This is a genomic window from uncultured Roseobacter sp., assembly GCF_947495025.1.
Taxonomy (GTDB): Bacteria; Pseudomonadota; Alphaproteobacteria; order Rhodobacterales; family Rhodobacteraceae; genus Roseobacter.
Genome location: NZ_CANLXG010000001.1, coordinates 946723 through 959275 on the forward strand (window position 1 = coordinate 946723; position 12553 = coordinate 959275).

Sequence of the window (12553 nt, forward strand, 5' to 3'; positions counted from 1 at the left end):
CAGATTCTGTGATCTTGCTGCGCTCTGTCGTCCTGTGGATCAGCTGCCGGTGCCCCGGCCCCGCACCAGACTGGCCCGCAGGTCCGTCTTGAGCACTTTGCCGTAATTATTCTTTGGCAGGGCATCGACAAAGATGTATTCCCTGGGCCTTTTGAACCGGGCGATGCTTTGCAGGCAATGCTGGTCCAGCACATTAGCGGCCACATCACCGACGACAAATGCGACGATCTCCTCACCCCACTCCTCATGGGGCCGGCCAACAACAGACACCTCTGAAACATCAGGGTGGCTCTGCAGAACCTCCTCGACTTCACGCGGATACACATTTGACCCACCAGTAATGATCATATCCTTTGACCGGTCCTGCAGGGTTACATAGCCAGCGGCATCCATGAATCCCATGTCACCTGTCATCAGCCAGCCGTCGCGGAACACCCCTGCCGTCGCCGCAGGATTGTTCCAGTACCCCGGCATAACAGTGTCACCGCGCACCAGGATCTCTCCATGCTCGCCACATGCAACCTCATGGCCGTCGGGATCCGCTATTTTTACCTCGACCGCGGACTGTGCACGGCCGACAGACTGCAGACGGGCCTCCCAGCCCGGGCGGGTGCGGTCCGAAACATCCGCTCGTGAGAGGGCGGTGATGCCCATCGGGCACTCACCCTGCCCATATATCTGGATGAATACCGGACCGAAGGTGTCAACCGCCTCGATGATATCCGCATTGTACATCGGCCCGCCGGCATAAACGACGGAGCGCAAGCCGGTGGCCGTCACGCCACCTGCGCGCGCTTCACGCGTCATGCGCTGCACCATTGTGGGGGCTGCAAACATCTGCACGCTGCCAAAGTGCTCGCAGAGATCAAATATTTCCGCAGGGTCAAAACCGCCGGAGGGCGGGCAGACATGCCGTGCGCCGACACGTATGTGCATGATATTGTAAATGCCCGCTCCGTGACTCATGGGCGCCGCGTAAAGCGTCGCATCCTCCGGCAGTACCGGGTCCGCATCCAGCGGATAACACAGGGCCATCGACATCAGCATACGAAAGGTGATCATCACACCCTTGGGCCTGCCGGTCGTTCCCGACGTATAGAACAGCCAGGCCAGATCATCAGGTGCCCTGTCCGTTACACGCTCCAGCGGCGCATGTGTCAGAGCAGCGCGATGGTCCTGCCCCCCGGCGATGACGACACCGTCCTCGACACCCGCCTGCGCAAGTGTTCGCCCGAGATTTTCGGATGTGAAGATCACCTCTGCACCGGAATCGTCGATGATAAACGCCGCCTCACGGGCATGCAGGCGCGCATTGATCGGCACGACAGCAGCGCCGGCACACCAGGCGCCGTAGAAGAGAACGAGATACGCGGGGCTGTTGGGCATGAAAACCGCGACCCGGTCACCGGGTTTGACACCACGGTCTCGCAGCCAGCCGGCGACGGCGAGGGCCTGATCAAAGAACACGCCATAGGTCGCGACGCAGTCACGCCCCAGAAAGAGCGCCGGACGGTCCGGATCAAGACGCGCTGTTTGCGCCAGCCATTCAGCAAGATTCATGTGTTGCCTCCCCGGGGCGCAGGATAAGCCGGGCGCCACGCCGTGCAAGAGGCGGGTTTCCATGGCGTAACCCTTGTCCTATAACGGGCTGGCAGAACAGGGCCGGGACAGACAAGGCCCGTCGATTGGTTGAGGACTTACATGACAAAAAAGAACCATGACGCTGATGTGGCCTTTATCCAGGCCCTGGCGGAATTGCTGCGGGAAAACGACCTGACGGAACTGCAGGTCAAACGCGACTATGGCGAGGATGACAGCCTCAATGTGCGTGTCAGCCGTCACACTCAGCAGGTTGCGGTGCAGACCGTTGCAGCAGCCCCCGCCGCCGCGCCGGCACCCGCGACACCGGCAGCGCCCGCCGCCCCGGCATCAGCAACCGAAACCAGTGACCCGGCCGACCTGCCGGGCGCGGTCACGTCGCCAATGGTTGGCACTGTCTATATGCAGGCCGAACCCGGTGCAGCACCATTTATCAGCGTCGGCGCAAAAGTCGCCGAAGGCGATACGCTGCTGATCGTCGAAGCGATGAAGACCATGAACCACATCCCGGCACCGCGGTCCGGCACGATCAGACGGATCGTGGTCGAGGACGGCGCGGCTGTGGAATTCGGCACCCCCCTTGTCATCCTCGAATAGGAGGGCGCGCCATGTTCAGTAAAATCCTGATTGCCAACCGCGGCGAGATCGCGCTGCGCGTTGTGCGCGCCGCACGCGAGATGGGTGTGGCCACAGTTGCCGTACACTCGACCGCAGACAGCGATGCAATGCACGTCCGGATGGCGGACGAATCCGTCTGTATCGGCCCCCCGGCCGGCACGCAGAGCTATCTTTCGATCCCTGCGATCATTTCCGCCTGCGAGATCACCGGCGCAGAGGCGATCCATCCGGGCTATGGATTCCTGTCCGAGAACGCACAGTTTGTTCAGGTGGTCGAGGATCACGACCTGACATTCATCGGCCCTACTGCGGAACACATCCGCATCATGGGCGACAAGATCACTGCCAAGGACACGATGAAGAAACTGGGCGTTCCCTGTGTGCCCGGGTCTGACGGGGGTGTTGCGACGCTGGAAGATGCACAGCGTATCGGTGAAGAGATCGGTTACCCGGTCATCATCAAGGCAACGGCTGGAGGTGGCGGACGCGGCATGAAAGTCGCAAAGAATGCCGCCGAAATGGAAAAAGCCTTTATGACGGCGCGCGCCGAAGGAAAATCCAACTTTGGCAACGATGAAGTCTACATCGAGAAATACCTGACCACGCCACGGCACATCGAAATTCAGGTCTTTGGCGACGGCAAGGGCCGCGCGGTGCACCTGGGCGAGCGGGACTGCTCGCTGCAGCGCCGTCACCAGAAGGTTTTTGAAGAGGCCCCCGGCCCCGCGATATCGCCCGAAGAACGTGCCGCCATCGGCAAGACCTGTGCCGAAGCGGTGGCGCGCATCAATTATATCGGCGCCGGCACCATCGAGTTTCTCTATGAGAACGGCGAGTTCTACTTCATCGAAATGAACACGCGCTTGCAGGTGGAACACCCGGTGACCGAGGCCATCTTTGGTGTGGATCTCGTGCGCGAGCAAATCCGTGTTGCCTCCGGCATGGATATGTCCTTTGTGCAGGAGGATCTGACAATCAACGGCCATGCCATTGAAGTCCGCATCAACGCGGAAAAGTTGCCCAACTTCTCGCCCTGCCCGGGCAGGATCACGCAGTATCATGCGCCGGGCGGTCTGGGCGTTCGGATGGATTCCGCGCTCTATGATGGCTATTCGATCCCGCCCTATTACGACAGTCTGATTGGCAAGCTGATCGTGCATGGCCGCGACCGGACGGAGGCACTGGCACGGCTGAAACGCGCGCTGGGTGAACTGATTGTAGATGGCGTCGATACAACAGTGCCGCTGTTCCACGCTCTGCTCGAAGAGGAAGCGGTGTTGTCCGGTGGCTACAATATCCACTGGCTGGAGCATTGGCTCGAAACCAATCTCGGCGACGGCTGACGCGGGGCTGCAATGCAGCTGACACCGGAAGTACTGATGCAGGGTTACGCTTCGGGGATTTTCCCGATGGCCGAGCACCGGCACGACCACGAGGTTTTCTGGGTCGACCCGCGGCGGCGCGGGATCCTGCCGCTGGACGGGTTTCACGTGTCCCGGTCGCTGCGACGGGCAATGCGCCGCAGTGCCTTCACGGTGACCATCAACGAGGACTTTGCCGGTGTGGTCGATGCCTGTGCGGACCGGCCGGACACCTGGATCAATGATACTATCCGCGGGCTGTATCTGGCGCTTCGGTCACGGGGTCAGGCACATTCGCTCGAGGTGCGCGACGCAGGTGAACTGGTGGGCGGCGTCTATGGCGTAGTCCTCGGGGCCGCCTTTTTCGGGGAAAGTATGTTTTCACGGCGAACCAATGCGTCGAAAATCGCACTGGCCTGCCTGGTGGACCGCCTGAAGGATGGTGGTTTTCAGCTCTTTGACACGCAGTTTCTCACAGCACATCTGGCCTCTCTCGGTGCTGTGGAGATTTCGCGGGCGCAGTACCGGTCAAAACTTTTTGAAGCCAGAAATGCGGATGCGGACTTTCTGGCGCCACCCGTACGTAGTCTTTATGATGTGGCGCACCGCATGACCCAGATGTCATAGCGCGCGTGATCCATCGCCGACAGAGCCGGGGTCGAGGCAATCATCCAGCCTTCAAAGACCTCTTCGTCCCGCAGGACATCGCGAATTTCCAAAGCTGCAAATGCATCGCCCGCAGGGTTGCCGACCGGATATCTGCAGGAGGTCAGTGAAATCCGCAGATCACCAAAGCTGGCGGTCTGACCCACAGGAAGTTCGATATCAAAAACGAGACCATTGATCTTGTCGAGGCCACGCAGCACAACCCCAGGCGCATCTGTCGCGGCCTGCTGAGCCGGCACCGGCGCCGCACCGAGCAGGAGTGCCAGAGCTGCCGCCCGTATCATTCCGCCTGGCCGCTCACAAACTTCAGCAACAGGCTGATCAGACTGACTGCGCCCTGCGTGTCTTCGATTGAATCGCCCTCTGCATAGAAGAATGGTGAACCGCCGGGAACAATCTCAACGAAGTTACCGCCAAGAAGACCCTCGGACGATATCACGATGGCGCTGTCATCAGGAATTTCGATACCGCGCTGGACAGACACCGTTGTGTCTGCGCGATAGGTCTCGGGGTTCAGAACAACCTCTGTCACAGAACCCACGCGCACGCCCGCAAGGCGTACGTCCGTTCCTACGCTCACGCCTTCGAGGCTCCGGAAACTGGCCTCCAGCGGATAGGTCTGTGCCCCGCCGGAAAATCCGGACACCTGGCCTGCATAGACCACAAAGGCAACTGCAGCGGCGAGGACGGCAGCCCCCGTCAGGACTTCGGTCGTATTCTCAGACATTGGTGCTTACTCCGGCGTCCAGGCCTCATAGTCCCGGCGCGGGGCAGGATCGCCCCGGCGGATTGACCCTGCAGGGGCGTAGGCGAGCGCCGTGCCGGTCAGATTTTCCTGGTGGGGTTTTTCCCAGACCTTGTGCGTCAGAGGGGCATCCGTAGGCGGCTCATCCCAGGTGTGATGCAGCCAGCCGTGCCAGTCCGGATCGACCCGGCTTGCCTCGGCTTCGCCATTGTAGATCACCCAGCGGCGCGACTTGTCCCTGTTTTCATAAAAAACATTGCCCTGGCTGTCCTCGCCGACCTTGATGCCGTGGCGCGAAGTCCAGAGCTGCGTGTTCAGCGTCTGGCCGTTCCACCAGGTCACGGCGCGCAGCAATGTGTTCAGAATGCCCATGGGTATAATCTCCGCTCGCACTGTTGTCTCACATATGGCTGATCAGGCCGCAAAGGTCCAGCGGCATAGACGGCCAGACCTGCGGCTTTCTGCCCGTATCAGCCTGCGCCCGGCAGCAGGGCTGTAACTTCGATTTCGATGCGGTATTTCGAATCGATCAGGCCACATTCGATCATCGTTGTGACCGGAGGATTGTCGGCAAAAGCGTCGCGCAGGATCGGCCAGCAGGGTTCGAACTCGGCCCGGTCAGGCAGCATGTAGGTCACACGGACCACATCGGCAAAGCTGCAACCGGCCTCTGAGAGCGCGTTTCCGATAACACCGAGAGCTGAGCGGCACTGGTCGGTAACGTTGTCACCCTGACCGACACAGCCGGCCACATGGACCCATCCGCCCGCGACGACGGCCCTGCAATAGCCAATCTTCTGTTCAAATTCTCCGCCCGAATGAATGCGTGTGATGCCCATCATGCCCCCACTTTGGTATTTACGTTCATCGCCGGGAAATACCGGCGTTATGCATGCGCGCTGCCTGCAAAGTCACAGCGGTTTCATACTGCGGTATCACGCCAGACGGAATCGCAAAAGGCAGGTCACAGACCTGCCTTTTGCGATTTCTTTTCAGCTTTTGCCCGAAAGATCAGCCCGCGCTGGCGGGAGCCTTTTCGGCATCGGCATGGATCATGAGAGGTGCCGCGTCGGAATTCACCGCTTCTTCGTTCACAACCACTTCGGTCACCGAGTCGAGGCCCGGAAGTTCAAACATCGTGTCGAGCAGAATGTCCTCGAGGATAGACCGCAGGCCCCGCGCACCGGTCTTGCGTTCGATGGCGCGTTTGGCGATGGCCATCAGCGCATCGTCCGTGAAGCTGAGCTGTGTATCCTCAAGCTCGAACAGACGCTGGTACTGTTTGACCAGAGCGTTTTTCGGCTGGGTCAGGATTGTGACCAGCGCGTCCTCATCCAGATCCTCCAGCGTTGCCAGAACCGGAAGGCGACCGACGAATTCAGGGATCAGACCGAATTTCAGCAGATCCTCTGGCTCAAGATCTGTAAAGATTTCTCCTACACCGCGTTCGTCATTGTCGCGGACGTCGGCACCAAAGCCCATGGCCGAGCCCTTGCCGCGTGCGGCGATGATTTTGTCCAGACCGGCGAATGCGCCCCCGCAGATAAACAGGATGTTGGTGGTGTCCACCTGCAGGAATTCCTGCTGCGGATGTTTGCGCCCGCCCTGAGGCGGAACCGAGGCAACGGTACCTTCCATCAGCTTGAGCAGCGCCTGCTGCACGCCCTCTCCGGATACGTCGCGGGTGATCGAGGGGTTCTCGGACTTGCGCGTGATCTTGTCGACCTCGTCAATGTAGACGATGCCGCGCTGCGCACGCTCCACGTTATATTCAGATGCCTGCAGCAGTTTGAGAATGATGTTCTCGACATCTTCGCCCACATAGCCGGCTTCGGTGAGCGTTGTCGCGTCTGCCATCGTGAACGGCACATCGAGAATGCGCGCCAGCGTCTGCGCCAGAAGCGTTTTGCCGCAGCCCGTTGGACCGATCAGCAGAATATTGGACTTCGCCAGCTCGATATCGCCGCCCTTCTGGGCGTGATTGAGCCGTTTGTAGTGGTTGTGCACCGCAACCGAGAGCACGCGCTTGGCCATCGCCTGGCCAATCACATAATCATCAAGGACCTCGCAGATGTCCTTGGGCGTCGGGACGCCGTCGGTTGCCTTGAGCCCGGAGGCCTTGGTCTCTTCACGGATGATATCCATACAGAGCTCGACGCATTCGTCGCAGATGAATACCGTTGGTCCGGCGATCAGTTTGCGCACCTCGTGCTGGCTCTTGCCGCAGAAACTGCAATAGAGCGTATTCTTACTGTCGCCGCTCGAATTTGTAGCCATGTCAACCCTTTCAGGTCCTGGGTGTCGTCCGGTATGCCTGTGACGCAGGCAGTACCGGACCCTTTATGCCAGCTTAAGCCAGCGCTGACAGGTCCACAATCGCTAATTGGTAAACTCAGTGTGCACCCGCCGGCTTTGCTCAGCTGTCGTCATCTGCCTTGCCGCGGCTTTCGACAATCTCGTCGATCAGTCCGAAATCCTTTGCTTCCTCAGGCGACATGAAGTTATCGCGCTCAAGCGCGGCCTCGACCTTTTTCAGTGTCTGGCCTGTGTGTTTCACATAGATTTCATTCAGCCGGTCCTTGAGCTTCTGGGTCTCGGCCGCGTGGATCATGATATCTGTGGCCTGTCCCTGATAGCCGCCCGAGGGCTGGTGAACCATGACGCGCGAGTTCGGCAGCGAGAAACGCATGCCGTTTTCGCCGGCTGTCAGCAGCAGCGAACCCATGGAGGCCGCCTGGCCGATCACCAGCGTCGACACCTTGGGTTTGATGTACTGCATGGTGTCGTAAATCGACAGACCGGATGTCACAACGCCGCCCGGGCTGTTGATATACATGGAGATTTCCTTGGAGGGGTTTTCGGCCTCCAGGTGCAGCAACTGGGCCACAATAAGCGACGACATGCCGTCGTGCACGGGGCCGTTGAGGAAGATGATCCGCTCTTTGAGCAGACGCGAGAAAATGTCATAGGCGCGCTCGCCCCGGCTGGTCTGTTCGACCACCATGGGAACAAGGTTCATATAGGTTTCAATGGGATCTTTCATGTGGGATGCCTGTCTGCTGTTGTCAGAGGGGACCATACCCGACTGACCGTTGATGAAACATTAGTATCGCCGTCGGGGGGCTGCAAGGGGGCCACCACGAAACTTGCCACTCTGCGTTGAACTGCGGACGGCGGGCGCCAGGTAGGGAGCCATGACAGCCCTGACCCTTTTTCCACCCGACCGGACCGCAGCACTGGAACGCCTCGCAGCCTTTGCGCCGAAGGCCGGGCGCGACTATGCCGCACGACGCAATTACGACCATGGACCTGGTGCTCATACGTCAGTGTCCACTTTGTCTCCATGGCTGCGATGCCGGCTCATCACCGAAGAGGAAGTCATTCGCACGGTTCTGGGCCGGCACAGCCTGGCCACGGCCGAAAAGTTCATTCAGGAGGTCTTCTGGCGTACGTACTGGAAGGGCTGGCTGCAGTTGCGTCCGTCAGTCTGGGATCAGTACCGAACTGATCTGCGCCGTCGCCATGACGACGTGCAGACCCAGAGCGGACTGCGCGACCGCTGGGAGGCTGCATGCAGTGGTGCCACAGAGATCAGATGTTTCGATTTCTGGGCCCGCGAACTGAGGGAAACAGGATATCTGCATAACCACGCACGGATGTGGTTTGCCTCGATCTGGATTTTCACGCTGGAACTGCCCTGGGAACTTGGGGCCGATTTCTTTTTGCGTCACCTGCTGGACGGAGATCCGGCGTCAAATACGCTGAGCTGGCGCTGGGTTGCGGGCATACAGACCCCGGGCAAGACATACCTCGCCCGGACCAGCAATATATCAAAATTCACAGAAGGCCGTTTTCACCCCCGATGGCAGCTGGCGGGCGAGGCACGGGCCATCGAGGCCCCTGCCCCGCCGGCGGCGGGCATCCTGCCCCCGCCAGACACGCCGCGGCCGGGCCTGCGGAGCGGATTTCTGCTGCACGAAGACGACCTGAGCCCCGGTTTTGCGCTTGAAAATACTGACCTGATCGCTGCCGCGGTACTGGCCCCTCAGACGGGGTTCAGCCCCCTGCATCCGGCGCCACATGTCGCAGGGTTTCGGACCGCTGCGGCAAAAGACGCCGCAGAACGCTGGGCCGGCCGGATCGGGAGCGCTCCGACACCAGTTACAGACGCACAGGCCCTTGAGAACTGGGCTGCTGCAGAGAACCTGGAGCAGATCATCACACCACGCGCGCCGGTCGGACCGGTGGCAGACTGTCTGGCCACACTGGCTTCGCGGCCTGATGCTCCACGGATCGCTCAGATCACGAGAGACTACGATCAGCGGGCATGGCCACATGCCACCCGCGGCTTTTTCCCGTTCCGCAAACACATCCCGGAACTGGTCGACGCACTCGCCTGAAAGACTTGCAAACGCCTGCAGTTCCCGACAAAGTTGTATGGGGGCAGATGTCATACAGACGTCATCAGAAGCGTGCAGTGAAGCTACAGACCTGCGCAGCCCGGGATTCGCCGGCTGCGGGATCGCCATACATTTCCAGCAAGGGAGCCAGAAATGGACCGCAAAAAGATTATCGATGACCCGGCACACGGCAACAAAGCAGAAGCGTTTGAGGCCTTTGACGACATTCCGACAAACCCCAACCTGGGCCGCACCATCGGGGACGTGATTAACGCCCGTTACGGCCGCCGCGACGTGATGAAAGGCATCCTTGGCGTCAGCGCCACAACCGCACTGTTCGGGACCTCTGCAATGATCGCGCCAAAGCAGGCCTCTGCCGCCGCGGGTGGCCGTTACAACTTTGAGGAGCTGACCTGGGGGAACGACGAAGAGCACCATATCGCGGAAGGCTACAACGCCGACATCCTGCTGCGCTGGGGCGATCCGATCACGGCGGACGCACCCGAGTTCGACGTGATGAACCAGACCGCCGAGGCACAGCTGAAGCAGTTTGGGTATAACAATGACTATGTGGGCTTTACCGCCCTGAACGACGAAGGCACGCGCGGCCTGCTCTGTGTAAACCACGAATACACCAACGAGGAAGTGATGTTCCCCGGCCTTGGCCGCCAGGACCGCGCCGGTTTTGAAGGGATGACCAAAGAGCTGGTCGACATCGAGATGGCCGCCCACGGGGGCAGCGTCGTGGAGATCGCGCAGGGAGACGATGGCAAATGGGCGCTGGTGCGCGACAGCCGGTACAACCGCCGCATCACCCCGCACAGCACCGAGATGACCATAAGCGGCCCCGCCGCCGGCCATGCCCGGATGCAGACGAACGCCGACCCCGAGGGCATGACCGTGATCGGCACGGTGAACAACTGTGCGGGTGGCATGACGCCCTGGGGCACCTACCTGATGGCCGAAGAGAACTTCCACGGCTATTTCTGGACCGACAAGGTAGATGCAGATGGCAAGCCGGATATCTCGGAACAGCCGGAAGCCGCCAGCATGAAGCGCTATGGCGTGCCGGGCCGCTGGTATGCCTGGGGTCAGTACCACGACCGCTGGAACATCGACAAAGAGCCCAATGAGCCCAACCGCTGGGGCTGGATCGTCGAGGTGGACCCGCGCAACCCTGATGCCGCACCGATCAAACACACCGCGCTGGGACGGTTCCGCCATGAGGGCGCAGAGACGACCATTTCGTCGAGCGGCAAGCTGGTGGTCTATTCGGGCGACGACAACCGTTTTGACTACCAGTACAAATATGTCTCCAACGGCACCGTGACGGACGACGCGGGCTTTGGCAGTTCGCTGCTATCGGACGGCACGCTCTATGTGGCGCGCTTTGACGCCGACGGCACGGTCGAATGGATGCCGCTGGTGCATGGTGAGGGCCCGCTGACAGCGGAGAACGGGTTTGACAGCCAGGCGGATGTGATGATCGACACGCGCCTCGCCGCGGATCTGCTCGGGGCCACCCCGATGGACCGCCCCGAAGACGCGCAGCCCGGCCCCGATGGCACGGCCTATCTGATGCTGACCAACAACACGCGGCGCAAGCCCGATCAGGTCAACGCCGCCAACCCGCGGGCGGAAAGCTCGTTTGGCCATATCATCGAGATCAAAGAGGAAGGTGGGGATCACGCAGCGACCACAGGCACCTGGTCGATCCTGGTGAAATGCGGTGATCCGGCGATTGCCGAAGTGGGCGCCCAGTGGAACCCGGAAACCTCGGAAAACGGCTGGTTCGGCTCGCCCGACAACGCCGCCATCGATGCCGAGGGCCGGCTGTGGATCTCGACCGACCAGGGCTCCGGCTGGGGCAAGACGGGCAAGTCCGACGGGCTCTATGCGCTGGAGACCAGCGGCGAGTTGCGCGGCACCTCGAAGCTCTTCTTCCGCTGCCCTATCGGCGGTGAGCTTTGTGGTCCGTACTTCCATGACAGCGGCGAGACGCTGTTCCTGGCCGTACAGCACCCGGGCACAGATGGCACCAAGGATTTCAAAGGGTTCGAGCGCGATTCAACCTTTGAGGACCCGGCGACCCGCTGGCCCGACTTTGACCCGGCGATGCCACCCCGGCCGTCGGTTGTTGTGGTCACGAAACAGGGCGGCGGCAAAATCGCCGTCTGACCGCAGGGGCTTTTAAAACGCGAAACCCCGCTTCAGTGATGAGGCGGGGTTTTCCTTGTGGTTGTCGCCTTGAGCTCAGGCTGCGCAATGGTCCGTCGCGAACGGAGGTCGGGTCCTGGACAGTGCTTAATGGTTCAATGGCCTGGTCGCGATCTGGCTCACGTAAGTCATGAAACCAAAGAAGGTTTTTGCGGAAACCCGACGTCTTGCCTCAGCTTTCAATGCTTCTGCTGTTTCGGGGAACAGCAAACGCTCTTCGACCATGCGATCTGCACCCCGATCAATGACTGTCAGGAAATAGGTCGCTTCGCCCTCGGCAACGTATCCATGACCTCTGCGCGCTCCGGCCTCGAAGCCTGCGCTGGCAAGCATGCCGGAAATCTGTCGCATGATCCAAAGATTTGTGACGTTCTGACTGATCATAAACCTGATGAGCTGCTCCAGTGGATCAAAGTCCGCAATCTGCGCCGTCGCGGTGTTGTAATCGCCGTCACAGATTGCCAGCACACCACCTGGCTTGAGAATGCGGAAGGCTTCCTGCACGACATCTTCGGGGCCGGGCACATGGCACAGCAGGGTATGCATTAAAACAAGGTCGAATGAGGCGTCTTCAAATCCTGTGCGCCTGGCGTCTCCGATGCCAAACGTCAGCCTCGCGTCATCTCCAAAGGTTTCCTGCGCCCGTGCCACCATAACCGGCGAAGGTTCCAGACCATGTGCAGTTTCTGCGCCTGCGAGATCCAGCAGGTCCTTCGTGACATGACCTGTACCGGATCCCAGTTCCAGCGCGCGTGCATTGCCGGGGAGTTTCAGGTCACTCAGGTAGGCTTTACGAATTGCGACCTGTGCAGGCTCAAGGCAGCGGGCTTCCATCGCTGCTGCAATCCGTTCCTGAAGCGCGGTATCTTGCGCTCCAAGATCAGAGTATGGATCAGACATGGTTTCGCTCTTCGAAGTGGATCATGCTGCATCATGCTAGTCCCACT

General features: G+C 60.3%; 13 protein-coding genes. 5 read left to right on the forward strand and 8 right to left on the reverse strand.

Annotation, left to right across the window (positions count from 1 at the left end):
• Positions 1-39: 39 nt before the first annotated feature.
• Positions 40-1560: an AMP-binding protein gene (locus tag Q0792_RS04570; protein WP_298836868.1), complete on the reverse strand. Its 1521-nt coding sequence runs from the start codon at positions 1558-1560 to the stop codon at positions 40-42.
• Positions 1561-1701: 141 nt separating this feature from the next.
• Here Q0792_RS04570 and accB point away from each other — a divergent pair, with 141 nt between their 5' ends.
• From accB to aat, 3 genes are read left to right on the forward strand one after another with little or no spacing between them, the layout of a single operon-like run.
• The gene (accB, locus tag Q0792_RS04575; RefSeq protein WP_298836870.1) at positions 1702-2196 is read left to right on the forward strand and encodes an acetyl-CoA carboxylase biotin carboxyl carrier protein; all 495 of its coding nucleotides are present in this window, start codon (positions 1702-1704) and stop codon (positions 2194-2196) included.
• Positions 2197-2207: 11 nt separating this feature from the next.
• The gene (accC, locus tag Q0792_RS04580; protein ID WP_298836872.1) at positions 2208-3560 is read left to right on the forward strand and encodes an acetyl-CoA carboxylase biotin carboxylase subunit; all 1353 of its coding nucleotides are present in this window, start codon (positions 2208-2210) and stop codon (positions 3558-3560) included.
• 12 nt (positions 3561-3572) lie between these two features.
• Positions 3573-4205: a leucyl/phenylalanyl-tRNA--protein transferase gene (aat, locus tag Q0792_RS04585; RefSeq protein ID WP_298836874.1), complete on the forward strand. Its 633-nt coding sequence runs from the start codon at positions 3573-3575 to the stop codon at positions 4203-4205.
• Here aat and Q0792_RS04590 read toward each other — a convergent pair.
• From Q0792_RS04590 to Q0792_RS04615, 6 genes are all read right to left on the reverse strand, one after another.
• Entirely contained in the window at positions 4169-4528 is a 360-nt protein-coding gene (locus Q0792_RS04590) for a DUF2155 domain-containing protein (RefSeq protein ID WP_298836876.1), read from the reverse strand. The genes aat and Q0792_RS04590 overlap by 37 nt on opposite strands.
• A complete protein-coding gene (gene mlaD / locus Q0792_RS04595; protein WP_298836878.1) occupies positions 4525-4971 on the reverse strand; it encodes an outer membrane lipid asymmetry maintenance protein MlaD in 447 nt (148 codons plus the stop codon). The genes Q0792_RS04590 and mlaD overlap by 4 nt, the downstream gene beginning before the upstream one ends.
• A gap of 6 nt (positions 4972-4977) precedes the next feature.
• Positions 4978-5361: an NADH:ubiquinone oxidoreductase subunit NDUFA12 gene (locus Q0792_RS04600; RefSeq protein ID WP_298836880.1), complete on the reverse strand. Its 384-nt coding sequence runs from the start codon at positions 5359-5361 to the stop codon at positions 4978-4980.
• Positions 5362-5459: 98 nt separating this feature from the next.
• Positions 5460-5828 carry a RidA family protein gene (locus Q0792_RS04605; protein ID WP_298838617.1) on the reverse strand — a complete coding sequence of 123 codons (369 nt, stop codon included), beginning with the start codon at positions 5826-5828 and terminating at the stop codon, positions 5460-5462.
• Positions 5829-6000: 172 nt separating this feature from the next.
• A complete protein-coding gene (gene clpX / locus Q0792_RS04610; RefSeq protein WP_298836883.1) occupies positions 6001-7266 on the reverse strand; it encodes an ATP-dependent Clp protease ATP-binding subunit ClpX in 1266 nt (421 codons plus the stop codon).
• A gap of 139 nt (positions 7267-7405) precedes the next feature.
• Positions 7406-8032 carry an ATP-dependent Clp protease proteolytic subunit gene (locus Q0792_RS04615; RefSeq protein ID WP_298836885.1) on the reverse strand — a complete coding sequence of 209 codons (627 nt, stop codon included), beginning with the start codon at positions 8030-8032 and terminating at the stop codon, positions 7406-7408.
• A 151-nt stretch (positions 8033-8183) separates the two neighbouring features.
• On the opposite strand from Q0792_RS04615, the gene Q0792_RS04620 reads away from it, so the two are divergent.
• On the forward strand, positions 8184-9389 hold the full coding sequence (locus Q0792_RS04620; protein WP_298836886.1) for an FAD-binding domain-containing protein: 1206 nt from the start codon (positions 8184-8186) through the stop codon (positions 9387-9389).
• 153 nt (positions 9390-9542) lie between these two features.
• Positions 9543-11567: a PhoX family phosphatase gene (locus Q0792_RS04625; protein WP_298836888.1), complete on the forward strand. Its 2025-nt coding sequence runs from the start codon at positions 9543-9545 to the stop codon at positions 11565-11567.
• 126 nt (positions 11568-11693) lie between these two features.
• On the opposite strand, the gene Q0792_RS04630 is transcribed toward Q0792_RS04625, so the two are convergent.
• Positions 11694-12506 carry a methyltransferase domain-containing protein gene (locus Q0792_RS04630; RefSeq protein ID WP_298836889.1) on the reverse strand — a complete coding sequence of 271 codons (813 nt, stop codon included), beginning with the start codon at positions 12504-12506 and terminating at the stop codon, positions 11694-11696.
• Positions 12507-12553: the final 47 nt, after the last annotated feature.